The organism is Microbacterium daqui (assembly GCF_050408675.1).
In the GTDB taxonomy this organism is placed as follows: Bacteria; Actinomycetota; Actinomycetes; order Actinomycetales; family Microbacteriaceae; genus Microbacterium.
The window spans coordinates 134,576-159,008 of record NZ_JBNTKF010000001.1 but is presented as its reverse complement, the minus strand read 5'-3'; the positions used below and the strand labels follow the sequence as shown (position 1 = coordinate 159,008).

General features: G+C 62.9%; 20 protein-coding genes. 9 read left to right on the top strand and 11 right to left on the bottom strand.

Annotated features, from left to right (window positions below; all coding sequences use genetic code 11):
- Positions 1–59 precede the first annotated feature (59 nt).
- Positions 60–1,286: an ammonium transporter gene (locus ACQUSY_RS00730; RefSeq protein ID WP_428902613.1), complete on the bottom strand. Its 1,227-nt coding sequence runs from the start codon at positions 1,284–1,286 to the stop codon at positions 60–62.
- A 217-nt stretch (positions 1,287–1,503) separates the two neighbouring features.
- Positions 1,504–2,538, bottom strand: coding sequence for a cell division protein ZapE (gene zapE / locus ACQUSY_RS00725; RefSeq protein WP_428902612.1), 1,035 nt, complete (start codon positions 2,536–2,538; stop codon positions 1,504–1,506).
- Positions 2,539–2,666: 128 nt separating this feature from the next.
- On the opposite strand from zapE, the gene ACQUSY_RS00720 reads away from it, so the two are divergent.
- A complete protein-coding gene (locus tag ACQUSY_RS00720) occupies positions 2,667–3,572 on the top strand; it encodes a sulfurtransferase (protein ID WP_428902611.1) in 906 nt (301 codons plus the stop codon).
- Between the two features lie 24 nt (positions 3,573–3,596).
- Entirely contained in the window at positions 3,597–4,043 is a 447-nt protein-coding gene (locus ACQUSY_RS00715) for a SufE family protein (RefSeq protein WP_428902610.1), read from the top strand.
- On the opposite strand, the gene ACQUSY_RS00710 is transcribed toward ACQUSY_RS00715, so the two are convergent.
- A complete protein-coding gene (locus ACQUSY_RS00710) occupies positions 4,035–5,285 on the bottom strand; it encodes an alpha/beta hydrolase family protein (protein WP_428902609.1) in 1,251 nt (416 codons plus the stop codon). The genes ACQUSY_RS00715 and ACQUSY_RS00710 overlap by 9 nt on opposite strands.
- 25 nt (positions 5,286–5,310) lie before the next feature.
- Between ACQUSY_RS00710 and ACQUSY_RS00705 the strand changes: the two genes are divergently transcribed.
- From ACQUSY_RS00705 to ACQUSY_RS00690, 4 genes are all read left to right on the top strand, one after another.
- Entirely contained in the window at positions 5,311–5,892 is a 582-nt protein-coding gene (locus tag ACQUSY_RS00705; protein ID WP_428902608.1) for a DUF3000 domain-containing protein, read from the top strand.
- Positions 5,885–7,078, top strand: coding sequence for an HRDC domain-containing protein (locus ACQUSY_RS00700; protein ID WP_428902607.1), 1,194 nt, complete (start codon positions 5,885–5,887; stop codon positions 7,076–7,078). The genes ACQUSY_RS00705 and ACQUSY_RS00700 overlap by 8 nt, the downstream gene beginning before the upstream one ends.
- A gap of 74 nt (positions 7,079–7,152) precedes the next feature.
- A complete protein-coding gene (locus tag ACQUSY_RS00695; protein WP_428902606.1) occupies positions 7,153–8,355 on the top strand; it encodes a thiolase family protein in 1,203 nt (400 codons plus the stop codon).
- 3 nt (positions 8,356–8,358) lie between these two features.
- Positions 8,359–10,506: a 3-hydroxyacyl-CoA dehydrogenase NAD-binding domain-containing protein gene (locus ACQUSY_RS00690; RefSeq protein ID WP_428902605.1), complete on the top strand. Its 2,148-nt coding sequence runs from the start codon at positions 8,359–8,361 to the stop codon at positions 10,504–10,506.
- Between the two features lie 58 nt (positions 10,507–10,564).
- Here the strand turns inward: ACQUSY_RS00690 and ACQUSY_RS00685 are convergent, their stop codons facing one another.
- Positions 10,565–11,575, bottom strand: coding sequence for a hypothetical protein (locus ACQUSY_RS00685; protein WP_428902604.1), 1,011 nt, complete (start codon positions 11,573–11,575; stop codon positions 10,565–10,567).
- Between the two features lie 146 nt (positions 11,576–11,721).
- The gene (gene dxs, locus ACQUSY_RS00680; protein WP_428902603.1) at positions 11,722–13,680 is read right to left on the bottom strand and encodes a 1-deoxy-D-xylulose-5-phosphate synthase; all 1,959 of its coding nucleotides are present in this window, start codon (positions 13,678–13,680) and stop codon (positions 11,722–11,724) included.
- Positions 13,681–13,821: 141 nt separating this feature from the next.
- Between dxs and ACQUSY_RS00675 the strand changes: the two genes are divergently transcribed.
- Complete coding sequence (locus ACQUSY_RS00675) at positions 13,822–16,530, top strand: hypothetical protein (protein WP_428902602.1); 2,709 nt, start codon at positions 13,822–13,824, stop codon at positions 16,528–16,530.
- A 69-nt stretch (positions 16,531–16,599) separates the two neighbouring features.
- Here ACQUSY_RS00675 and acnA read toward each other — a convergent pair whose 3' ends face one another.
- Together acnA and ACQUSY_RS00665 are read right to left on the bottom strand one after the other, a co-directional pair.
- A complete protein-coding gene (acnA, locus tag ACQUSY_RS00670) occupies positions 16,600–19,476 on the bottom strand; it encodes an aconitate hydratase AcnA (protein ID WP_428902601.1) in 2,877 nt (958 codons plus the stop codon).
- 210 nt (positions 19,477–19,686) lie between these two features.
- Entirely contained in the window at positions 19,687–20,235 is a 549-nt protein-coding gene (locus tag ACQUSY_RS00665) for a hypothetical protein (protein ID WP_428902600.1), read from the bottom strand.
- 327 nt (positions 20,236–20,562) lie between these two features.
- Here ACQUSY_RS00665 and ACQUSY_RS00660 point away from each other — a divergent pair, with 327 nt between their 5' ends.
- The gene (locus ACQUSY_RS00660) at positions 20,563–21,372 is read left to right on the top strand and encodes an endonuclease domain-containing protein (protein ID WP_428902599.1); all 810 of its coding nucleotides are present in this window, start codon (positions 20,563–20,565) and stop codon (positions 21,370–21,372) included.
- A gap of 225 nt (positions 21,373–21,597) precedes the next feature.
- On the opposite strand, the gene ACQUSY_RS00655 is transcribed toward ACQUSY_RS00660, so the two are convergent.
- The 3 genes from ACQUSY_RS00655 to dut are packed head-to-tail and all read right to left on the bottom strand — an operon-like array spanning position 21,598 to position 23,476.
- Positions 21,598–22,440, bottom strand: coding sequence for a DUF3159 domain-containing protein (locus ACQUSY_RS00655; protein ID WP_428902598.1), 843 nt, complete (start codon positions 22,438–22,440; stop codon positions 21,598–21,600).
- A complete protein-coding gene (locus ACQUSY_RS00650) occupies positions 22,437–23,024 on the bottom strand; it encodes a DUF3710 domain-containing protein (RefSeq protein ID WP_428902597.1) in 588 nt (195 codons plus the stop codon). Before ACQUSY_RS00650 ends, ACQUSY_RS00655 begins: the two co-directional genes overlap by 4 nt.
- Complete coding sequence (gene dut, locus ACQUSY_RS00645) at positions 23,021–23,476, bottom strand: dUTP diphosphatase (protein WP_428902596.1); 456 nt, start codon at positions 23,474–23,476, stop codon at positions 23,021–23,023. Before dut ends, ACQUSY_RS00650 begins: the two co-directional genes overlap by 4 nt.
- A gap of 12 nt (positions 23,477–23,488) precedes the next feature.
- On the opposite strand from dut, the gene ACQUSY_RS00640 reads away from it, so the two are divergent.
- Positions 23,489–23,977, top strand: a complete 489-nt coding sequence (locus tag ACQUSY_RS00640) for a DUF3093 domain-containing protein (protein WP_428902595.1) — start codon at positions 23,489–23,491, stop codon at positions 23,975–23,977.
- On the opposite strand, the gene ACQUSY_RS00635 is transcribed toward ACQUSY_RS00640, so the two are convergent.
- A complete protein-coding gene (locus tag ACQUSY_RS00635) occupies positions 23,955–24,245 on the bottom strand; it encodes a DUF4193 domain-containing protein (RefSeq protein WP_217337690.1) in 291 nt (96 codons plus the stop codon). The genes ACQUSY_RS00640 and ACQUSY_RS00635 overlap by 23 nt on opposite strands.
- Positions 24,246–24,433: the final 188 nt, after the last annotated feature.

The following is a 24,433-nucleotide window of genomic DNA, read 5'->3' as shown; positions in this document are numbered from 1 at the left end:
CTGTACCCACGCCACAGGGGGCGCCGCTTTGCCGGCACCCCCTGTGGATTGAGGTTCGCTTAGACGCGCTCCTCCATGAGGTATCCCTCTTCGCCGTGGACGGCGGTGTCCACGCCGGCGAGTTCGTCCTCGTTCTTGATGCGGAATCCCATCGTCTTTTCAATGATCAGACCAATCACGAAGGCGACGACGAAGGAGTAGATGAGCACGCCCAGCGACGACAGCACCTGCAGCACGAGCTGCGATGCGTCACCACCCGTCAGCAGGCCGACGTTCGTTCCGAAGAAGCCGATAGAAATGGTTCCGATGAGGCCGCCAACGAGGTGGATTCCCACGACGTCCAGCGAGTCGTCGTAGCCCAGCTTCCACTTAAGCTCAACCGCGAAGCAGCACACGGCACCGGTGATCAGACCGAGCACGAGCGCCCAGCCCGGCGCCAGGTCAGCACACGCCGGCGTGATCGCCACGAGCCCCGCAACCGCCCCCGAGACAGCGCCGACCGAGGTGGGCTTGCCGACCTTGATTTTTTCGATCACGAGCCAGCCGACGATCGCGGCAGCCGTCGCACCCAGCGTGTTGATGACGATGAGCCCGACCCGGCTGTCTTCGGTGCCCAGCAGACCGAACGTGCCCTCAGCACCCGCGTTAAAACCGAACCAGCCGAACCACAGCAGCGCAGCGCCAAGAAGAACGAGCGGCACGTTGTGCGGCTTCTGAATGCCTTTCTGAAAGCCCAGGCGCTTGCCCAGCACGATAGCGAGGGCGAGAGCCGCAGCACCCGCGTTAATGTGAACCGCGGTGCCACCGGCGTAGTCAATCGTGGCGGTGTCGAAGCCGAAGAACTCGCCGAGCGAGAACGCCCAGCCACCACCCCATACCCACGCGGCGACCGGGAAGTAGACGAGCGTCGCCCAAACGCCGACGAAGATCATCCAAGAACCGAACTTTGCGCGGTCGGCGATGGCACCCGAGATCAGAGCAACGGTGATGATCGCGAACGTCGCGCCGTAGGCGATGCCGACGAGCTGGTCACTTGACGCGTTCGCAAGCCCAAAGTCACTGAACGGGTTGCCGGCAAAGTCTGTCGGGTTCTCGACCGCGCTCATGTTGGCGCCGTAGAGAATCCACAACACCGCAACCAGCGCGATCGCGCCAAAGCTCATCATCATCATGCTGATGACGCTCTTCGCTTTGACGAGGCCACCGTAAAAGAATGCGACGCCCGGAGTCATCACAAGCACGAGTGCGGTTGCGGTCACCGCCCAAGCGAGGTTTCCACTGTCCATGTCGTTCCTCAATCCGTTAGGGTCCCGGATTGATGTGAACTTCAACCGGGTGAACCCAGTGTCACGGTCGTGAGTTTCGAGAAACGATCATGTTGTGTTTCGCGTCGATTACGCGTCAGCACCGTCTGTTAACAACCTGTTTCGAAAAGCCGAAAGCCTGGCTCGCATCCCCTACTGAAGTGCAGGGAGAGCGGAACCAGGCCCCCGGGCTTAAGAGTTAAGAGTGCGTCTGCGCGTTAAGACGCGAAATCGCGCGGAGGTGCTTCTTGCGGTAGCCACCGCCGAGCATCTCTTCACTAAACACCTGGTCGAGCGGAGTGCCGGTCGCGCGCATCGGAATCTGTGCGTCATAAACGCGGTCAACGAAAGCCACGAAACGAAGCGCTTCGCTCTGGTCGGTCAGCGTGTGCACGCCACGCAAGCCCACCGCGCTGAGGCCATCGATGAGACGGATATAGCGCGATGGGTGCACGAGCGCCAGGTGACGAATGAGGTCGTCGAAGGCATCGTCTGACGCACCGCCGGCCTGTGCGAACTCCGCGACCTGGGTGTCGTAGTCAGCCTCGCCCAGGGCGATCGCGTGCCCATCGAGCGCACGCTGGCGGTAATCGGTGCCGTCGATGCGAATCGTTTGGAAGCTGTCTGACATCGCGTGAATCTCGCGCAAGAAGTCTTGGGCGGCAAAGCGTCCCTCACCCAGCGCATTCGGCGGGGTGTTGCTGGTAGCTGCCAACTTGGTTCCGGAGCGCACGAGCTCCCCCAGCATGCGGGTCATCACCATGGTGTCGCCCGGGTCATCAAGCTCGAATTCGTCAATGCAGAGCAAGCCCGCACCGGAGAAGTGCTCGACGGCGTTCTTGTAGCCGAGGGCACCCACGATGGCCGTGTACTCAATGAACGAGCCGAAGAACTTCCGGCGGGCAGGCATCGCGTGATAGATCGACGCCAGCAGGTGCGTCTTGCCGACGCCGAAGCCACCGTCAAGGTAAACACCCGGCTTCATTTCGGGCTCTCTCTGCTTACGAGAGAAGAAGCCGCCACGCTTGATGGGGCCGGAACCAATGGCAAACGTTGTGAGGAGATCTTTCGCGTCTTGCTGCGACGGGAACTCCGGATCGACGCGGTACGTGTCGAAACGTGCGTCGTCAAACTGCGGGGGCGGAACCAGGCTAGCCAGCATGTCGGCGCCACTCACCTGAGGATTACGGTCGGTCAGATGGACGACGCCCACCGGGGCAGCATTGACGGTCATAGTTTCCTGTGTCGAACTTTTACGAAATGGTGCCGCGTCACGCGCAGAGCCATAGGCTGGGAGGCACGGTATTAACCCTACGCCGTCTCTGAACCACACTTCACCCCTTTCATCAGAAGGAGTTTCTCGTGCCTATCGAGTTCGACACCTCATCCGAGAAGTTTGCCGCATACGCGCACCCCGAAAAGCTGGTGACCGGAGACTGGCTCGAGCAACGTTTGGGACAGCCCGGCCTCGTCGTCGTCGAGTCTGACGAAGACGTTCTGCTGTACGAAATCGGTCACATTCCTGGCGCCGTCAAGATCGACTGGCACACCGAGCTCAACCAGCCGGTTGTGCGCGACTACGTTGAGGGCGAGGGCTTCGCCGAGTTACTCAGCCGCAAGGGCATTTCGCGCGACGACACAGTCGTGATCTACGGCGACAAGTCCAACTGGTGGGCAGCCTACGCTCTCTGGGTTTTCGAACTGTTCGGCCACGAAGATGTTCGCCTGCTCGATGGCGGCCGTGACAAGTGGATCGCTGAAGGCCGCCCGATGACGACTGACAAGACGGAGCGCCCGGCAACCGAGTACCCCGTCATCGAGCGCGATGACAGCGTTATTCGTGCGTACAAGGACGACGTTCTGGCGCACTTCGGTAACCCGCTGATCGACGTTCGTTCGCCCGAAGAGTACTCCGGTGAGCGCACCACGATGCCGGCGTACCCCGAAGAGGGTGCGTTGCGCGCTGGCCACATTCCGTCGGCACAGTCGGTGCCGTGGTCGCGGGCCGTTGACGAAGACGGCGGCTTCAAGTCGCGCGTCGAGCTCGACGCGCTGTACCGCGACGGCGCTGGCCTGAAGGACGATGACGACATCGTCGCATACTGCCGCATCGGCGAGCGCTCGTCGCACACCTGGTTTGCGCTCAAGTACCTGCTCGGCTTCGAGAACGTCCGCAACTACGACGGTTCGTGGACAGAATGGGGCTCCTCGGTGCGCGTGCCGATCGTCGCTGGCACCGCACCCGGTGAGGCTCCGGCCCGCCGCTAACGGCACCGTGGGAGAATGGAGGCGATGAGCACTTCACCTCTCCCCCAGACCCTCGCGGACATCCGCGAAGACTTCCTCGAGTTGGAGCAGCAGGATCGCCTGCTGCTCCTTCTTGAGTTTGCGAACGAGTTGCCCGATATTCCAGAAGAGTACGAGGGGCATCCCGAGCTTCAGGAGCGCGTCGTCGAGTGCCAATCACCGGTGTACATCATCGTTGACGTCGATGACGACAACGTCGTGGCGATGCACGCGACGGCCCCGAAAGAAGCACCGACAACGCGCGGCTTCGCGAGCATCCTCGCGCAGGGGCTCACGGGCCTGAGCGCCGACGAGGTTCTCGCCATTCCCGACGACTACCCGCAGACCATCGGCCTGACGAAAGCTGTCTCAGCCCTGCGCATCGGCGGCATGACCGGCATGCTGATGCGCGCCAAGCGCCAGGTGCGCGAGAAGAAGCACGCGTCAGTCTGACTCTTCCGCCGGCACGCGGTCCGCTTCGTCGTCCACCGTCAGCTCCGGAACCACGAGAGATGGGCGAGACTGCTCACGGCTACGCGCCCACGCGGTGATCGCGTTCGTCCATCGCATCTCGTCGTAATTCCACAGCTTCGTGTGGCGTGCAACCGTGAAGGATTCCAGCGTCACGATGTCTGGACGCGCCGCGGCGAGAGCGCGCGAGGCGTCCGAGGGCACGAAGCCATCGTCATCGGAGTGCAGAATCAACGTCGGCACGCGGAGCGCGTCAGCGCGCGCGAGCATGTTCATGTCGTCAAACGGGATCTTCGCCTCAGAGCCCGCGACTTTAGCCACGACGGGGTTCTCGAGTGCGGCAACAGCCAGCGACCCGATCGCCGCTGGCACTCGATTTAGTTCCGCCTGGTGGGCCAAAACCTCACGCCAATTGACTACCGGCGAGTCCAAAATGATGCCGTCGATCAGTGCCGCGTGCGAAGACTGCAAAACTGTCTGCATGACGATGGCACCGCCCATCGACCAGCCCATCAGCAGCAGACGCTGTGCGCCGTTGCGGCGCGCATAGCCGAGCGCCTCTTCAACGTCACGCCACTCGGTTGAGCCGAGCCCGTACGTGCCACCCACGCTCCGCGGTGCTTCACCGTCGTTGCGATAGGAGACCACGAGCGTCGTGTATCCCAGCGCGTGAAAAACCGGAACCGCGCGCAGTGTCTCGGCCCTCGTGGTTCCGCGTCCGTGAACGACAACCACCCAGGTGTCGCCACCGGGAAACAGCCAAGCGGGGCTCGGCCCGACGGCCGTTCCGATCAGCTCGGGCGTGTAGTCGAGACGCAGGTCATCGGGGGTGTCGAAATACCAGCCCGAGAACGTTGCGTCACGATCAATCCGCGACGTCGTTTCGACCTGCGTGAGAAGTTTGCGTGTAACCGACGTGTCGGTGGCCGAAAGCACGGCACCCAGCTTGAGATAGTCCGGCGTGCCCGAAACGTGCAGGCCGTAGCGACCAGGAAGCTCGGTGTCTGGCGTGCGCGACAACGTGATGGTCTGCGCCTTCAGATCGAAGCCCTCAATGCGCGCGTCAGGCTCACGTTTACTCGGCGTTACCACGCGTTTCGCCATCAATAACGACGCCGCACCGATCGCGCTCGCAGCGAGCAGAACGGCACCACCAACAATGCCCGCAGATACGCGAATGGCCGTCACGAAGGGCAACGAAACGGCGCGCCTGGAAGTCTTCATGCAGGTCTCATTCTAGTCTGGCGCCGTGACGGAAGATTCGGAGCTCAGTGCTGAGTTCAGTCGCGCCCGCGAACTCGTGATGGCACTGGAACTGCGTAGCGACTTTGCGGTGCGAGAGATACCCGCGCCTGCCGGTCTAGCGCCCGAGACTCTCGCGCTTGCGGGCGACGTACGACCGCACGAAGAGGGTGAATCCCTGTACGGCACCGGGCGGCTGGTCTTGCTCTACGACCCCGAAGTTCCAGACGGCTGGGAGAGCCCGTGGCGCATCGTTAGCTTTGCGCAGGCGCCGCTGGAGACCGAAATTGGGGTCGACCCCCTACTCGCAGAGGTAGCCTGGTCTTGGCTAACTGACGCACTGGCTTCACACCAAGCGCCCTACCGCGCCGTTTCTGGCACCGCGACGAAGACCCTTTCGAGGGGGTTCGGCACGCTGGCCGAAGAGGGCGATGGCGCTCAGATTGAGCTTCGCGCGTCGTGGTCACCAACAGACAACATTGCGGGCCACGTGGCGGCCTGGGCCGAGCTCGTTTGCATGCTCGCCGGCTTGCCGCCCGGGTCAGAGCGCATCGCGGTATTCGGTGCGAGAAAGGTCGAGCGTGACTGATTATCACGTCATCGATGACCGCTCCGAGTACGAGCGCGCCTTAGAACAACTCACTGAGGGCAACGGCCCGGTAGCCGTCGATGTGGAACGCGCTTCTGGCTTCCGCTATTCGCAGCGCGCCTATCTGATTCAGGTCTTCCGCCGCGATGCCGGTGTTTTCCTGTTTGACCCGCCAGCAATCGGCGACTTCTCTGGGTTGCAAGACACTATTGGCGACATTCCGTGGCTTTTGCACGCTGCCAGCCAAGATCTCCCGTCACTTCACGATGAAGGCCTGTATCCCGAAGCCATCTTCGACACCGAACTTGCGTCACGCCTGTTGGGCTACGACCGGGTCGGCCTGGGCGCCGTGGTCGAACGCACGCTCGGCATCACGCTGGCAAAAGCGCACTCGGCCGATGACTGGTCGACGCGCCCGCTACCCCAATCGTGGCTCGAATATGCCGCCCTCGATGTCGTCTACCTGGTAGACGCATGGGACACCGTGAGCGCAGAACTTGAGGAGCAGGGCAAAACGGAAATCGCGCGCCAAGAGTTCGAGGCCGTACGGCTCAAGCAACCGAAGCCGCCGCGCGAAGACCCCTGGCGCCGCCTCAGCGGCCTGCACTCGGTTCGCGGCCGCCGCAATCTCGCCGTTGCCCGATCACTGTGGGAGGCACGCGAAGAGTTCGCGCGCGACCAAGACGTCTCACCCGGTCGCCTGGTTCCCGACCGCTCCCTCGTGGCTGCCGTCATCGCCGATCCATCGTCTAAGCAAGAGCTGGGTGCCCTGAAGGCATTCAACGGTCGCGCCAGCCGAAGCCAGCTTGACCGCTGGTGGAGTGCGATTGAACGCGGCCGCCTGGCGCAAGACTTGCCCGCTGAGCGCGTATCGAGCGACGCGTTGCCGCCCACCCGCGCGTGGGCAGATCGCAACCCGGCAGCTGACTTGCGATACAAGGCGGCGCGCCCGCTCGTCGAGGTAGCAGCTGAGGCGTTGCACATGCCGACAGAGAACCTCTTGACGCCGGATTACCTCCGTCGCGTGGCTTGGGAGCACCCCGGCGACGACGCAGCGTCCATCGGTACCGCGCTCCGCTCATTGGGCGCACGCGAATGGCAGATTGACGAAACCTCACAGATAATCGCGACCGCCTTTGTAGAGAGTGCCCAAACTGCGCCCGAGGGGACCGAAGCCCATTCGTAGAATCGGCCCAACCGATTCCTTTCACCTCCCGCGCCTCAATAGGCTGGGTTAAATCCCACAAACTTGGAGGCAGAGTGGCCGAGATTTCGGACGTCTACTTCGTCGATGGCATGCGCACCCCGTTCGGTCGCGCCGGCGAAAAGGGCATGTACTGGAACACCCGCGCAGACGACCTCGTCGTCAAGGCGATGATCGGTCTGATGGACCGCAACCCCGAGGTTCCGAAGGACCGCGTTGACGACGTCGCAATCGCTGCGACGACGCAGCAGGGCGACCAGGGTCTCACCCTCGGTCGTACCGGCGCGATCCTTGCCGGACTCCCCCAGACGGTTCCGGGCTTCGCAATTGACCGCATGTGCGCGGGCGCGATGACGAGTGTCACCACGATGGCGGGCTCGATCGGCTTCGGCATGTACGACATTGCCCTCGCCGGTGGTGTCGAGCACATGGGCCGTCACCCCCTCGGCGGCGACGCTGACCCGAACCCGCGTTTCCTGACGGAGAAGCTGGTTTCGGCTGACGCCCTCAACATGGGCATCACGGCCGAGCGTATTCACGACCGGTTCCCGCACCTCACCAAGGAGCGCGCTGACCGTTTCGGCATGCTTAGCCAACACAAGGCGCAGGCCGCGTACGACGCCGGCAAGTTCCAGCCGGACCTGGTGCAGGTTGCAATCAAGGACGCCACCGGCGCTTGGGGCCTGGCCACGGAAGACGAGGGTCGCCGCCCGGAGACCACGATGGAGGGTCTCGCAACACTGAAGACGCCGTTCCGCCCACACGGTCGTGTGACCGCGGGCACGGCGTCGCCGCTGACCGATGGTGCCACCATCTCGCTGCTGGCGAGCGGAACCGCGGTGAAGGAACTGGGTCTTCGTCCGAAGATGAAGATGGTTTCATTCGCATTCGCCGGTGTTGAGCCGGAGATCATGGGCATCGGCCCGATCCCGTCGACGGAGAAGGCCCTCAAGAAGGCCGGTCTCACGATCGACGACATCGGCTTGTTCGAGCTCAACGAGGCCTTCGCCATTCAGGTGATCTCGCTGCTCGACCACTTCGGCATCGCCGATGACGACCCGCGCGTGAACCCCTGGGGTGGCGCGATTGCTCTCGGACACCCGCTGGCAGCCTCGGGCGTACGCCTGATGATTCAGCTCGCGGCCCACTTCCAGGAACGCCCCGACGTGCGCTACGGCCTCACCGCCATGTGCGTTGGACTCGGCCAGGGCGGCTCGGTCATTTGGGAGAACCCGTTCTACACCGGAAAGAAGAAGTAATTCATGACGAACTACGACGCCATTGACTTCTCTTCGCTCGACGCGTTCAAAGACGACGAGGTCATCACGCACTCGCTCGTGCGCGACGTTCGCCTGGCGAGCGGCAAGGTTCTTGCCCTCATCACGCTGGACAACGGCCGTGACCACACCCGCCCGAACACGCTGGGCCCGGCAACGCTGAAGGAGCTGGGCGAGGCGCTCGCCACGCTCAAGGCACGTGCCTCCGCCGGCGAGATCCAGGCTGTCGGCATTACCGGCAAGCAGTACATCCTCGCGGCCGGTGCCGACCTCTCCGACGTCGCACGGGTTCCGGATGCCGCCACGGCACTGCTGATCGGCCAGCTCGGCCACAAGGTGCTGGGCTCGCTCAGCGACCTGGGCGTTCCGTCGTTTGCTTTCGTGAACGGCCTCGCACTCGGTGGCGGCCTCGAGATCGCTTTGAACTCGACGTACCGCACGGTTGACGCTTCGGCTGCTGCGATCGCTCTGCCGGAGGTCTTCCTGGGCCTCATCCCCGGCTGGGGTGGCGCGTACCTGCTACCGAACCTCATCGGCATTGAGAACGCGCTCGAGGTTGTTATCTCGAACCCGCTCAAGCAGAACCGCATGCTCAAGCCGAAGCAGGCGTTCGACCTCGGCATCATGGACGCGATCTTCCCGGCCGCGACGTACCTCGAGAACTCACTCGCGTGGGCCGACAGCGTGCTGACCGGCAAGACCAAGGTCGTTCGTAAGAACGAGCCCGGCAAGATCGAACGCCTCACGAAGTGGCCGATCGCCATCAAGATGGCGCGCGGCATGCTCGAGTCGAAGATCGGCACCGTTCCAAAGTCGCCGTACATGGCACTCGACCTGCTGTCGGAAGCCAAGGGCGGAACCAAGGCCGAGGGCTTCGAGCGTGAAGATGCAGCGCTGACTGAACTCATCACGGGCGACCAGTTCGCAGCGTCGATGTACGCTTTCGACCTCGTGCAGAAGCGCGCGAAGCGCCCTGTCGGCGCCCCCGACAAGGCTCTTGCCAAGAAGGTTACGAAGGTTGGCATCATCGGTGCTGGTCTCATGGCCAGCCAGTTCGCGTTGCTGTTCGTGCGGCGCCTGCAGGTTCCGGTCATCATCACCGACCTCGATCAGGCTCGCGTTGACAAGGGCGTTTCGTACATTCACGCTGAGATCGGCAAGCTGCAGGAGAAGGGTCGCCTCGATGGCGACACCGCCAACAAGCTGCGTGCGCTGGTTCGCGGAACCACGGACAAGAGCGAATTCGCTGACTGCGACTTCGTGATTGAGGCTGTTTTCGAAGAGGTTGGCGTTAAGCAGCAGGTCTTCGGCGACATCGAGAAGATCATTGCGGAAGACGCCATCCTCGCGACGAACACGTCGTCGCTCTCGGTCGAAGAAATCGGCTCGAAGCTCGCTCACCCCGAGCGTCTCGTCGGCTTCCACTTCTTCAACCCGGTCGCGGTCATGCCGCTCATCGAGATCGTGAAGACGCCGCAGACCAACGACGCTGCTCTGTCGACGGCATTCGTTGTCGCGAAGAACCTGGGCAAGAACGGTGTTCTCACCGCTGACGCTCCCGGCTTCGTGGTGAACCGACTGCTGGCCAAGGTCATGGGTGAGGCTGCTCGCGCCGTCTACGAAGGCACGCCGATCGGCAAGGTCGAGAAGGCGTTTGCGCCACTCGGTTTGCCGATGGGACCGTTCCAGCTCATCGACCTCGTCGGTTGGAAGGTTGCCGCACACGTGCAAGACACGATGGTGCGTGCTTTCCCCGAGCGCTTCTACGCGAACGACAACTTCCACGCTCTGGCAGAGCTGGATGCCGTCGTCGAGAAGGACAAGGGTGGTCGCGTGACCGGCTTCACGAAGGCAGCCGAAAAGGTTGTCAAGAGTGCTGTCGGCACCACGCCCGCTGATGACGCCACGATTCTGCAGCGCGTGCAGGATGGCCTCGCACAGGAGATCAAGCTCATGCTTGACGAGGGTGTTGTGCCCGAGGTCGAAGACATCGACCTGTGCCTCATTCTTGGCGCGGGCTGGCCGTTCATCGACGGTGGCGCAAGCCCGTACCTCGACCGCGAGGGTGCTTCGCAGCGCGCGTTCGGTGGTTCGTTCCACGAGCCGATGATCCGCGGTATCGCGAACCGGTAAGTCGCAAGCAAAAAGCGGGCCGTCTCCCGGTGGAGGCGGCCCGCTTTGCTGTGCGGAACTACCGCTGCTTGTACTCACCTTCACCGGTGGTTCCGTCGTAGTGGAAGTACGTCTTCTTCGTTTCAATCGTCACATCGGTGCCGAGCGGCTTCTGCGTCAGGAGCTTCTTCTCGTAGTCGATGACCTTGTTCCAGTACTCCGTCGCAGCCTCGTTATCGACGCCAAACGCGGTCGCCGCTTTCAGGTCAGTAACGAGGTAGCGAAACGCGAGGTAGGCGTACGTATTGGCCTCGGTGTCAGGAATTTTCTTCCACAGCTCGCCACTCGCGTCGAGCTGGTCGTATTCCTTCAACACGCTCTCGATGTGGCCGCGCACGGTGCTGGCGGAGACGGTCACACCAGAGCGGTCCGGAACATCGGCTGAGCCGGAGTCTGGGTCTGGCTGCGGCGGAATCGACGCTGTGGGTTCCGGCGACGGCTTGGTCGTTATTGTCGGTTGCGGCGTAGGCTTCGCAGATGCCGTCGGCGTGGGCTTCGGTGTCTTCGTCGGCGTCGGCTTGGCTGTCGTAGGCTCGGGCGACGGCGTCGGTTTCTCGGTAACGCTCGGTGACGGTTCGTAGTCAATGATGGGCGCCGGCGTACTCGTCAGCATGAGCGTGACGCCCACCGATGCACCGGCAATCGCAAGCCCGGCCACGATCGCGATGAGTGCCATCGGCCACTTCTTCTTGGACTTTGGCGGCGCCGGGTAGGGACTCGCAGCAAGAGCCGGAAGCTCTGCGCTCGGCTGCTGAGCAATAAATGGGTTCTGCGCACCATACTCCGGCGTCTGGCCGTAGGCCCCGGGCGCCTGCGCGTATGGAGCTACCGGTTGGCCATAGCCGGCCGGCGGCGTGCCGTACCCGGCTGGTGGCGTGCCGTAACCGGCAGGCGGTGCACCAAACGGCACGGTGGGCGCATCCGGAGCACTGGGCGCTCCCGGTGCATCTGGCAGCGGTGGACGCGGCGGAATCTCCCCGCCCGGTGTTCCGGGCTCTGGGCGCGACGGTTCGTTCGTTGAATCAGTCATGACGGTCCCCTTAATCTCGTCATGATCAGCCTATGTCGACGAAGCCCGAGAATTCTGGTGTTCTGCCGAACAATGCCCGAGGCATGCTGAACGCCGGTGCCGTCTCATCAACAGCACTGTGGTTGCGCTCGCCCAGGCGGCTCGCGTTAACGCGTGAGTCCGGTGGGGCCGGTTTGCGCCGCGATCTGGCCCGTCCAGAGCTGACCATCGGCGTGCTGACGTGCGACAGGCACACGCACACCGAGCACCTGAGCGGTCACATCTTGCGCAATCTTGGCGGCGGTGAGCCCAGCGTCTTCCAGAATCTGGTTGCGCGTTGCGTGGTCGATGAAGTCGTCCGGCAAACCCAGTTCGTCGACCGCAGTATCGATGCCGGCTTCACGCAAGACCTGACGGATGCGGGTACCAACGCCTCCGACACGGATGCCGTCTTCCAGCGAAATCACGAGGCGGTGACGTGCTGCGAGGTCAACGACCGTCTGCGGTACCGGGATGACCCAGCGCGGGTCAACCACCGTCGCGCCGATGCCCTGAGCCGTAAGCCGCTCGGCGACCTCCATCGCGAGGTGCGCGAATGGGCCGATACCAACCAGCAGAACGTCTTCGGAGGTTCCGCGGTGCAGAATGTCGACGCCGCCGACGCGCTCCAGTGCGGGCAGATCGGGTGAGACGTCGCCCTTCGGGAAGCGAATGACGGTCGGCGCGTCATCGACGGCCACGGCCTCCTGCAGAGCCTCGCGCAAACGCGTAGCGTCGCGGGGCACGTTGATCTGGATGTGTGGCACGATCTGGAGCATCGCGAGATCCCACATGCCGTGGTGGCTCGGGCCATCAGGGCCCGTCACGCCGGCCCGGTCAAGCACGAATGTCACGCCCGCGCGGTGCAGCGCGACGTCCATCAGTACCTGGTCGAACGCGCGGTTCATGAACGTCGCGTAGATCGCCACGACCGGGTGAAGCCCGCCGAAGGCCATGCCAGCGGCGCTCGTGACCGCGTGCTGCTCGGCGATACCAACGTCGTACACGCGGTCAGGGAAGCGCTCGGCAAATGGGGCGAGGCCCGTGGGGCGCAACATGGCCGCCGTCATCGCGATGACGTCGGAGCGCTCCTGCCCAACCGCAATCAATTCTTCAGAGAAGACGTCCGTCCAGCCGGTACCCGAGGTTCCGAGGGTCTCCCCCGTCTCCGGGTCAATCTTGCCGACGGCGTGGAACTGGTCGGCCTTGTCGTCGAGCGCGGGCTGGTAGCCGCGCCCCTTCTCGGTGATCGCGTGAACGAGCACGGGCGCGCCGTACGACTTCGCTTGGCGCAGCGTCTCGATCATGGCTTCCATGTCGTGACCGTCAACCGGGCCGAGGTACTTGATGTCAAGGTTCGAGTAGAGGGCCACGTTATTTGTGAAACGCGACAGGAAGCCGTGCGTGCCGCCACGAACACCACGATAGAAGGCGCGGCCAACTGGACCAAAGGCGCGGAAGAGGCGGTCGGAACCACGGTGCAGCGTCTTGTAAGGAGCCGCGGTGCGCACACGGTTAAGGTAGCGCGACATGCCGCCAATTGTGGGGGCGTACGAGCGGCCGTTGTCGTTGACGATAATGACCAGGTTGCGGTCGTTGTCGTCGGTGATGTTGTTGAGGGCTTCCCAGGTCATGCCACCGGTCAGCGAGCCGTCGCCGACGACGGCGACAACGTGGCGGTCGGCGCGACCGGTCTGGGTAAGGCCACGGGAGATCCCGTCAGCCCAGCTCAGCGAGCTCGATGCGTGTGAGGACTCCACAACGTCGTGCGGGCTCTCGGAACGCTGGGGGTAGCCGGCCAGGCCGCCGCGCGAGCGCAGCTTGGAGAAGTCTTGACGACCGGTGAGGAGCTTGTGCACGTAGGACTGGTGTCCGGTGTCGAAGACGAAGGGGTCGTTGGGCGAGTCAAACACCAAGTGCATGGCAATCGTCATTTCAACGACGCCAAGGTTCGGCCCAAGATGGCCACCGGTCTGGGAAACGTTCTCTACCAGGAAATCTCGAATCTCCTGTGCCAATTGCTTGAGTTCAGCGATGCTGAGCTTGTCAAGATCGCGCGGCCCGGTCAGGTGAGGCAGCAAAGCCATCCGGGTCCTCCTTCCGGCGGGCTGGGTCTACCCGCAACGAACTTTCAGTCTACTCCTCGAGCACCGCAACGAGTGGTGAACCACGGCTGGTTCGGCGAGCGCAGTACCGGCGCTGTACGCCTCGGTACGTAGGATGGCTGGATGGCTGACAAGCAACACAAGCCCACGTTCTGGCGCCGCCTCCCGTGGGTGGCTCCGGTCACAGCCCTCGCGCTCGCAGCCATCGCCGCGGGTCTGGGCCAGGTCGCACAAACGCACATTCTCGCACAGCCGGAACACGCCATCACCTTCGTCATCGAAGACGGTCTGCCGTATGGCATCACGCAAGAATCGGTGGAGGCCGTCGCTCCGGCTTACAGCTACGAGCCGTTCACTGTCATGGTCGTCGAGCGTGAGCTGACCTGGGATGAATACGACCAGGGCGAACTGCCCGCTGGCGTCGATGTCATGATGTCTGTGGGTTTTGATGAGGAAGATATCGATCTGGTGTTGCCCGACACTCGCCGAGTGGCCGTCGCGAAGCTCGCCGATCTTGACGATTGGATGCCCTACCACCGCGCGGCATCTGACATCCGGGAGACGCTTGTCAACAATCTGTCGCAGGGTCAAGGCCCTTCCGCTGTCGTCGGTGCGGCCACGACGGCGGCAATCAGCGAATTTGACGGTGGCGAACGGTCCCCCGTCTTCTGGATTTCAATCGCTCTCATTCCACTCCTCTTCGCGATTCTGATCATGGTGCTGTGGGCACGGGATCTTGCTCGCGAGCGCGCACGCAAGCGCGCCTTTTCTCGGGCCCGACTCCGCCTTGCCCGCGTTGTGCTGGAACTCGATCTGCTCGAGGCGCGGGTACTCATCGCGGGTGCTGCGCTTGACCGCGCCAAAGATAAGTCAGCGCGGAAGGTCACGGCAGGCATTAAGCGTGAGCTGACGAGCGAGCTCTCGGAAATTCGCCGAGACAGCCTGGCCTTGGCCCACGAAGAGCAAGTGCTCACCCGCGCGATTCTTGATCCACGAGCCCCTGTTCACGAGCGCGGCAAGCCGACCGAGGCGATGCCTCTCGATGAGTTTGTTGCTCGCGCCGATGCTTTATGGCGGCGCACGAACGCCCTCATTGCCGCATCATCTTTGCGCGTCGGACACACCGGCGGAGGCGACATCCTCGGGCAGGTCGCGCTCGCCACGACGTTGGCTCTCGATGAGATTCTGAAACGCTCCGACCGCATCACGAGCCACGAAATCAAGACACTGGGCCATCACCGAAGTGATCTGCTCGCACTCGTGAACGAGGCAGAGTCCGCCTTCGGAAACGACAGCACTCCGGCTGCGATCGTTGCGCACGCCGATCTCATGCGACGGTGGCAACAGGTCGAACAGCACATCATCACCACGCTCAAACGGATCGACAAGCGCCTGGGTCGGCAGGCAGGTCGCAGCCTCACCGCGAAGATCACAGCAACCGCAATTGCGGGACGCATGAAGAACCGGGCGCAGGCCGCCAGCGGTGGCACCCTGAGCAACATGTCTGAGCTCCGCGCCTCGCTCGACCTTGCCAATAGCGACGCGACGATGCCCACGCACCATGCAGAACGTGTACTCCTCCTTCTCGAGGCGATCGATGGTTCCGCAGTACAGACGGAACCATCGAATAAGTTCGTGGTGTGGACGCGACAACTCAACGCGGAAAGTGCCGGGATTGCCGTTGCTGTTGTGGTCCCGATCGCTGTTGCGCTTATCAGCGGCAGCGTTGCAGTGGCGACCATGGAGGCCTCTGACAAGACGTACGGCAGACCCCTCACCGGAACCGAACCACTGGCGTCGTTGAGCATCTATGGTGACCCTGCGCTCTTGCCGGAATACGCTGGTGACGCCGCCCCAGTCGACCGCCCGGCAAATATCGACACGCTGACACTGGACTACGTCCGTGACAGGATGGAAAGCCACACGTCGTCGACGGACGCAGCGCTCTTGCCCGAGCGTGTCGACCTGATCGTCGCACTGCTGCCCCTCGAGGACTACGTCGAGTCGCGGCCGCACGACGAATTCGAAGACACGATCCGCATCGACTACCTCGATCTGCTCGACACGTACCCTCGCATCAAGTCCGACATCGCGGCCAGCTATCCCGACGCGATTGACGACGTCACCGGCGATGTTCGCCCCGGCTACGCGATATTGCCCATTTGGATTGCTCAAGACGACACGTTGGGCGCCGGGCTGCCCCTCACGGGAACGCTCAGCACGGGAGTCGATTCGCGACTCGGTGCGTACTACTTCATTGCATCAGAACCGAGAATGTTTAATCAGCCTGACGGCACATCGTCGGTTGATGTTGGCGGAGTCGTCGCCTCTCGAATGACTGACCTCGGCCGCGAAATGGAATACAACAACTTTCGCAAGCAAACGCTCCCGCCAAGCGCGCTGTTCTGGACCGTCACGATTGCCACGTGGACGGCAGCCCAAGTGCTTGTGATTGCCGGATGGTCGCTTGCGCAGCTCGTGCGGCGTGGCGCCGGAACCCGCAAGGCACGTGGCGCGCTCCGCGAGCTGAAGCAAGAGCTCAACAAGCTGGCGCTGGGGCTGGATCTGTCGATGCTCGACACCGTCGCCGTACTGGGCAGCACCGACGGGCACGGCGGAAAGGCAGCCGAAGCAGACCAACGGCTCTACGAAATGATGCTGCTCACGGCGTGGCGCGAAGTGCAAGAGCTGGAGTCGCTCCCCCGCCGCCAGCAGCGTGGTGCTGAATGGCGTAACCGGGTGGAACGCATGCACACGGTCATCGCCTCGCTGTCTGAGCGGGAAACCGCTGTTGCTGAGCGCGCGCTTGAGCTCATCCGCACATACAGCTGATTCTGACGCTGCACAACGCAATTCGCCCCTGACCCGCACAGCGGATCAGGGGCGAATTGTTCAGGTTACTTAGACGAGCGAACGCAGCACGTACTGGAGGATGCCACCGTTGCGGTAGTAGTCAGCCTCACCGGGCGTGTCAATACGAACGGTTGCCTCGAACGTGACCGTCTCCTTGCCAGCGGGCGAGAACTCGCTCGGGGCTGCGGTAACGGTGACCGTCTTCGGGGTAACGCCCTCGTTCAGCTTCTCCAGGCCCGTGATCGAAACGATCTCGGTACCGTCGAGGCCGAGCGATGCCCAGCTTTCGCCAGCCGGGAACTGCAGCGGCACAACGCCCATACCGATGAGGTTGGAGCGGTGGATACGCTCGAAGCTCTCCGTGATGACAGCCTTGACACCGAGCAGGCTCGTGCCCTTGGCAGCCCAGTCACGGGATGAACCCGAACCGTACTCCTTGCCACCGAAGACAACGAGCGGGGTGCCCTCTGCCTGGTAGTTCTCGCATGCGTCGAAGATGTACGACTGCGGGCCGCCGGCCTGCGTGAAGTCACGCGTGAAGCCACCCTCGATTTCAACACCGTCGTTGACGGCGCGAACGAGCTGGTTCTTCAGGCGGATGTTCGCGAAGGTTCCGCGGATCATGACTTCGTGGTTACCACGGCGCGAACCGTAGGAGTTGAAGTCCTTCTGTGCCACACCGTGCTCGGTGAGGTACTGAGCCGCAGGCGTACCGGCCTTGATGTTACCGGCGGGGCTGATGTGGTCGGTCGTAACCGAGTCACCCAGCGTAGCCATAACGTGTGCACCCGTGATGTCCTTGACCGGGGTCAGTTCCATCTTCATACCGTCGAAGTACGGAGCCTTACGAACATAGGTCGATGCGTCGTCCCACTCGAAGATGGCGCCGTCCGGCGTCGGGAGGTTCTTCCAGCGGTCGTCGCCTTCGAAAACGGTGGCGTACTGCTTGATGAACTGCTCACGCGAGATTGAGGTGTCGATGACGTCCTGAACCTCTTCCGGCGACGGCCAGATGTCCTTCAGGAAGACATCGTTGCCGTCGGCGTCCTGGCCGAGCGCGTCGGTCTCGAAGTCGAAGTGCATCGTACCGGCGAGAGCGTATGCCACCACCAGCGGCGGGCTGGCGAGGTAGTTCATCTTCACATCGGGGCTAATGCGACCCTCGAAGTTACGGTTACCGGAGAGGACTGCCGTCACGGCGAGGTCGTTCTCGTTGATCGCAGCCGATACCTCTTCGATCAGCGGACCGGAGTTACCGATGCAGATCGTGCAGCCGTAGCCGACGGTGTAGAAGCCGAGGCCCTCAAGCGACTTGTCGAGGCCCGACTTCTCGTAGTAGTCGGTGACAACCTTCGAGCCCGGGCCGAGCGTGGTCTTAACCCACGGCTTCTGCTTCAGGCCCTTAGCCAGCGCGTTGCGAGCCAAGAGGCCAGCAGCAAGCATGACCGACGGGTTCGACGTGTTGGTGCAGGAGGTGATGGCGGCGAGCGTGACAGCACCGTTGTCGAGCGTGTAGCTCAGGCCATCGGGCGTCTGAACGTGAACCGGCTTCGACGCGTGTACCGGAGCGCCGCTGTTGATGTGTACCGGACGCGTCGTTGCCTCTTCTTCGCCGGGCGTCGCGCCCGGGTCAGATGCCGGGAACGAGTGCTTCGACTCGAGGTCGACAATGTCGTCGCTCGTGGAAGGCGTCGCGTAGTTGACGATGTCCTTCTCGAACTGAGCCTTCGACTCCGACAGCAGGATGCGGTCCTGCGGGCGCTTCGGGCCAGCGATCGAGGGAACAACCGTCGACAGGTCGAGCTCCATGTACTCGGAGTACGAGGGCTCGTTCGCGGCGTCGTGCCACAGTCCCTGCTCCTTGGCGTATGCCTCGACGAGGTCAACAGCCTGCTCGTCGCGACCCGTCAGGCGCAGGTAGTCGAGGGTGACGTCGTCGATCGGGAACATTGCGGCGGTCGAACCGAACTCCGGCGACATGTTACCGATGGTGGCGCGGTTTGCCAGCGGCACGGAACCAACACCAGCGCCGTAGAACTCGACGAACTTACCGACGACGCCGTGCTTACGCAGCATGTCGGTGATCGTGAGAACAACGTCGGTTGCGGTCACGCCTGCGGGGATCTCACCCGTCAGCTTGAAGCCGACAACGCGCGGGATGAGCATCGAGACGGGCTGGCCGAGCATGGCTGCCTCTGCCTCGATACCACCAACGCCCCAACCGAGAACGCCGAGGCCGTTGACCATCGTGGTGTGCGAGTCCGTACCGACACAGGTGTCGGGGTACGCCTGCAGCACGCCACCGTTGGTGCGGTCGTAGATGACCTTAGCCAGGTGCTCGATGTTGACCTGGTGGACGATACCGGTTCCAGGGGGAACAACCTTGAAGTCGTCGAATGCCGTCTGGCCCCAACGCAGGAACTGGTAACGCTCGCCGTTGCGCTCGTACTCGATCTCCACGTTGCGCTCGATGGCGTCAGGACGACCGAAGAGGTCTGCGATGACCGAGTGGTCGATGACCATTTCAGCCGGCGAGAGCGGGTTGATCTTGCTGGGGTCGCCACCGAGATCGGTCACGGCTTCACGCATGGTTGCGAGGTCAACGATGCAGGGAACACCGGTGAAGTCCTGCATGACAACGCGAGCCGGCGTGAACTGAATCTCGGTGTCGGGCTCAGCCGACGGATCCCACGAACCCAGCGCCTGAATCTGTTCCTTGGTTACGTTCGCGCCATCCTCCGTGCGGAGCAGGTTCTCAAGAAGAACCTTGAGGCTGAACGGGAGCTTCTGGTATCCCTCGACAGAGTCGAGCCGGAAGATCTCATAGTCGGTGCTGCCGACCGTCAGGGTGCTTTTTGCACCAAAGCTGTTCACCGTTGACACGAGGCTCTCTCCTTTGCGCCGGTCTATCCTGCTGATCTCCATCTTGGGGCTCAAAGGCCCCGGCGGCTAGCAAGGTGCGCCTTACCAGTTTCCGCGCCTCAGCGCGAGAGATCAACCCATCAAAAGTATCTTGACGTCAAGATAAATCTAGCATGCTTGCCGAGTGACAGACCTCAGCCCTGCGGGCATGTCGCTCCCTCTCGGCTTCCACTCCCCTGGTTCCGCTCTTCGTGGTTCCGGCGGCGGTGTTCGCTATTGCAGGCACGGAGCGGCGGAACCACGGCGGCGGTTCTCGAAGGCTGCCATCGCGAAGCTGATGATGATTCGCAGCACGACGTAGATCGCGCCGGTGCCGGCGAGCACGAGGGGAACGAACACGAGGGCGGCCAAGAGTGCTCCGACGAGCGCCGGGTCGGAGTCGGGGCTGAGGCGTGTGCCGATGTCGAAACCAAAGTAGGCAACGGCCATCAGCACGAGCATGCCGAGCAGTGCACCCTGGAGGCCGCGTCGCATACCCCAGCGAGCTTTCTTGCCGAACAGGTTGACGAGTTCGATGACCGTTGCGGCAGCGAGCAGACTGCCGACCTGTATGAGCTCGAGCTTTGGGCCATCCAAGAACGCGGCTGTTGCGAAAATGGTGCCGAGCACCACGAGCGCGGTCAGCACGGCTGCGCCATGGACCCGACTGAACAATTGCGGCACCGCGAGTGCGATGACCGCCCACGCTGATTCCCAGCGGCCGAGACTGATAACGGGCCACGACAGAATGACCGCGGCGAGTACGCCGACGCCAATCGACACCGCAACCGCCTGAGTCCCCCACCGACTCGGCTGCATCAGCACCCGGTCCCACGTCCCCGGTGCCCCCGACACCCCATTCATTTCCGACACCCCGTCCCCATCTCGCCCCCCGAGAGACTAGCAACTACCGTTGTGCACGGTTCCAAACGGTACGCACGCAAAAAGTGTCCCTCCAGCCCCATCAACCTCAGTTTTAACACCAGTGCGTGCATAACGGTTGTTGTGGCGGGCGCGGGAGGTTCCTCCACCGGCGACATGGTTCCATGTTTTGTCCACCACCCACCCCATCAGCGCAACCTTAGCCAGTCGGCGGAGGACGCTATCCGCATGCAGATTCGCACCGTTATCGCTGGACTCGGGGGTGTCGCCCGAACCCACCAGCTCCTTGAAACCCATACGCCGGGCGAGATTCGTGCGAGCGTCGAGCGCGGAGACATCGCGCGTTTACGCAAAGGCGTCTACGCGCTCAGCTTCCACTCCCTCGCTTCCCACGCAGCCCGACATGGCGGGCGCTTGACATGCATCTCACTCCTCAGAGATCAAGAGGTCTGGATTCTGAGTGGTGACAAGCGCATCCACGCCGACCTAGGCAGGAATGGGCGTCGCCATCACGCACACGACGGCAACCTCCGCGCGCACAACACCTGTTCGTCGACAGCGTTGACGCCAGTGACGGTGGCGGAGGCCCTCTTACTCGCGGCCGGATGCCTCACGCCCGAAGCATTCTTCGCAGCATTCGAATCGGCGTGGAACCATGGGCTGCTGGCAAAGCGGGACCGCGATTGGGTTCGGGCGCAGGTCTCACCCCGACTTCGTCGCCTGCTCACCCGTGCGAGGGGCAACGCGCAGAGCGGACTCGAATCGCTTGTGCGCTTGCGTCTCAGCCTTCTGGGCTTTGACGTGCGCTCACAGGTCCAAATTCCCACGGTGGGGCACGTGGACGCCCTCATAGACAAGGTCATCATCGAGACCGACGGGGACAAGGGGCACGCCGACCCCAAATCTCGCCGGGAGGATCTGCGCCGCGATCGCGCCGCAGCTGCCCTTGGTTTTCAAACCATCCGGCTGACGTACGCGATGGTCGTGCATGACTGGGCAGCCACGGAACAAGCCATCCTGGCCGCGCTCGCCCGCTAGTTCACAGGCTGACCCTCTCCATCAACCCACCTGCGATGCCGGGGTTTGAACAACCGTTATGCACGCACGGGTGTGAAAACTGTGACTGAGGTGACAGGTGTGGCACTTTTTGCGTGCGTACCGTTTTCAGTCGTGCATAACGGTCGTTGAGCCATGCGGCTGCCGGAACCACGGGGGTTACGGAACCGTAAGTTACGGAACCTGGGGGGTTACGGAATTTGGGGGTTACGGAGCGGGGGTGGTTCCGGTTTCTGGTTCGGAGAAATCTACTTCAGGGGAAGGCGTGCCCGATTCGGCGGGGACCTTGGCGTAGAGGGAGCGGACGGTGAGCCAGGTCACGGCGATCATCGGGGCGAACAGTGGGATACCCATCAGGAGCTTCGCCGTCGCCAGCGCCGCCAACGCACTCTCACCCTGCAGGTAGATCGGAACCTGCACCGCAAGGCGCAGGAAGAACAGCCCCGCCCAGCCGATCGTCAGCCAGAAGTAGACGCGGCGCTTGCGCTTCGAGCGGCGCCACGCGGTTCCTTCGCTCATCAGATAGCCACCGATGAGTCCGATGATCGACCACCCGATGAGGGCGGAGATCAGGAGACCGGAACCATAGGCTGCGTTGGTGAGGAAGCCAGGGATGAAGTTGTTCTCGGCTTTGCCGGTGAACAGTGCAAACCCGGCGGCGACGAGCGCCGCGACCAACCCGCCCACGGCAGCAACCGGCGGCGTCTTGGCCAGCAGTCGCGCGACCGTGAAGACGGCTGCGACCGCGACCGACAGCCCGATGGCGAGCCACGCATCGGTAGTCAACGCGAACACCAGGATGAACACGAACGACGGCACGACAGACTCGACGACACCACGCCAGCCGCCCATGGCACCCCACACGACGTGTCCGGTGGTGGCCTGTTCATTCGGATCAATGCCGGCCCGACGCGCCGCCTCACCAAGGGCGGCTCTCAGCACGTCAGAAACCGCTGGTTCCGGTGCCGTCGCCTCAGACCTGGGTGTGCCCGGCGTATCTGCCGACTCAGCCTCAGGCTTCCCGTCGGCCTCGTTCGCGTTTTGACTCACGCTGCGCCCGGGCTTGCCGGCATCTTCAGCGGAATCAGGTCGCGCGGGGGCATCGGCGAGCCGCCACGCACCACGACGATGGAGCGGAACAGGTCTTCGATCTGTGCCGCTGCGTCAAGATCACTCGTTGCCTTGCCGCTCACGACGCCGCGCAAGAACCAGCGCGGGCCGTCGACACCGACGAAGCGAGCCAGGCGCATGCCGCCTTCGCCGCCAGCGATGACCGGAACCTCGGCTAGAAGCTCGGGGCCGAGCGGGCCTTCGCGCTCTTCAACACGACCTCCCTGCTGCTTCACCTGCTCGCGAATCTGCGTGCGGGTTTCCGCCCAGAGCCCGGTCGAGCGCGGTGCAGCGAACGGCTGCACCTGCAGCGACGACTCGGCGTAGTCCAGGCCGACAGCCACGATGCGCTTGGTCTGCTCTTCAACCTCAAGGCGCAGATTCAGCCCCTCGCGCGGCAGAATCTTGATGCCACCCAGGTCGATGTACGGGCGTACCGGGTTTGCTTCCGACTCATCGAACGGGCCGGTTACGGCGCGGTCTTCCGGAGCGTTCTTACCGAACTCTTCGATGTCGTCAGTCATGCTTTTTCCTCAATCTTGTGGCCGAATCCGCTCGAGCCAAATCCACCCTCACCGCGCAAGCTCTCCGGCAACTCTTCGACCGGAATAAAGTTCACGCGCGGCACCGGCATCACAATCATCTGTGCAATGCGGTCGCCGACAGCAATGTCGTAGGAGGCGTGCTGGTCAGTGTTAAGCAAACACACCTTGATCTCGCCACGGTACCCCGCATCGACGGTTCCTGGCGAGTTCACGATCGTAATTCCGTGCTTGGCCGCGAGTCCGCTACGTGGAACCACGAAAGCGGCATATCCGTCGGGGAGCGCAATACGCACGCCGGTGGCGACGAGGCGTCGCTCCCCCGGCGCGAGAGTCAGGGCTTCGGATGAGCGCAGATCAGCGCCGGCGTCGCCGGGGTTCGCGTACACCGGGAGATCGGGTGCGACAATGAGGACATCAACAGAATCAGTCACTCATCGAGGGTAATGCAGAATTCAGTCAGTTCCATGTCCACCGGCCGCACCTATCGCGAACGGCTCACGCCATCGCTGTGGATGATCGTTGCCGCCATGATCGTCGCGCCGATGGCTGCGCTCGTGTTTATGCGCAACAATCCGTCGATTTCGCTTGTCGCCGGCGGCCTCGTTGCCATCGCCGTCATCGCGCTGATGCTGTCCACGTCAAAGGTGGTCGAAGTAACCGGCGGCGAGTTGCGTGTCGGCAAGGCGCACATTCCGGTTGAAATGCTGGGAGAGCCGGTCGCGACGACCGGACAGGAAGCTCGTCTGGCGCGAGGTCAAAACCTCAAAGCGCACAGCTTCACCACGATCCGGGGCGGAATCGACGGAATCGTGACTGTTGCAGTCAATGATCCCGCCGATCCGACGCCGGCGTGGGTGGTGTCCTCGCGGACACCTGACCGCCTCGCGGCAGCCATTGGTGTGGCGCAGGCTATGCGCACTCGCGGCAAATAGGACCTGCCGCGGAGTCGTGGTCGAGCTGCGAGCGGTGCTTCACGAGGAAGCACTCAACGCACGTGAACTCGTCTTCCTGCGGGGGCAGGACGACGACATCAAGCTCGATGTCAGACAGGTCGGCGCCAGGAAGTTCGAAGCCTGAAGGGTTGTCTGAGTCCTCTGCGTCTACCGAGCCAGAAAGCTTGTCGGGTACACGCTCCTTGAGGGCCTCGATCGACTCGCTTTCGTCTTCATTCTTGCGCGGGGCGTCGTAATCGGTGGCCATGTCCGGGGAATTCTCTACTTCCGATAGTGATGTGGGTAATACCGTGAAAAAGGGGCGGCCAAACGGGGTGCCGCCGACGGGTTCAGGCGGGCGATAGTTTGCACGATCCTGACCCGTTTAGCAAATGCGATACCGACTTTCAGAGCGATAGTCAACACTTATTTCGCTTTCTTGTCACGTACTTCGAT

Excerpts from the sequence above, each read along its gene's own strand:
- ACQUSY_RS00730 (WP_428902613.1), bottom strand. The coding sequence starts at position 1,286 with ATGGACAGTGGAAACCTCGCTTGGGCGGTGACCGCAACCGCACTCGTG.
- zapE (WP_428902612.1), bottom strand. The coding sequence starts at position 2,538 with ATGACCGTCAATGCTGCCCCGGTGGGCGTCGTCCATCTGACCGACCGT.
- ACQUSY_RS00715 (WP_428902610.1), top strand. The coding sequence starts at position 3,597 with ATGAGCACTTCACCTCTCCCCCAGACCCTCGCGGACATCCGCGAAGAC.
- ACQUSY_RS00710 (WP_428902609.1), bottom strand. The coding sequence starts at position 5,285 with ATGAAGACTTCCAGGCGCGCCGTTTCGTTGCCCTTCGTGACGGCCATT.
- ACQUSY_RS00690 (WP_428902605.1), top strand. The coding sequence starts at position 8,359 with ATGACGAACTACGACGCCATTGACTTCTCTTCGCTCGACGCGTTCAAA.
- ACQUSY_RS00685 (WP_428902604.1), bottom strand. The coding sequence starts at position 11,575 with ATGACTGATTCAACGAACGAACCGTCGCGCCCAGAGCCCGGAACACCG.
- dxs (WP_428902603.1), bottom strand. The coding sequence starts at position 13,680 with ATGGCTTTGCTGCCTCACCTGACCGGGCCGCGCGATCTTGACAAGCTC.
- ACQUSY_RS00675 (WP_428902602.1), top strand. The coding sequence starts at position 13,822 with ATGGCTGACAAGCAACACAAGCCCACGTTCTGGCGCCGCCTCCCGTGG.
- acnA (WP_428902601.1), bottom strand. The coding sequence starts at position 19,476 with ATGGAGATCAGCAGGATAGACCGGCGCAAAGGAGAGAGCCTCGTGTCA.
- ACQUSY_RS00660 (WP_428902599.1), top strand. The coding sequence starts at position 20,563 with ATGCAGATTCGCACCGTTATCGCTGGACTCGGGGGTGTCGCCCGAACC.
- ACQUSY_RS00650 (WP_428902597.1), bottom strand. The coding sequence starts at position 23,024 with ATGACTGACGACATCGAAGAGTTCGGTAAGAACGCTCCGGAAGACCGC.
- ACQUSY_RS00640 (WP_428902595.1), top strand. The coding sequence starts at position 23,489 with ATGCAGAATTCAGTCAGTTCCATGTCCACCGGCCGCACCTATCGCGAA.
- ACQUSY_RS00635 (WP_217337690.1), bottom strand. The coding sequence starts at position 24,245 with ATGGCCACCGATTACGACGCCCCGCGCAAGAATGAAGACGAAAGCGAG.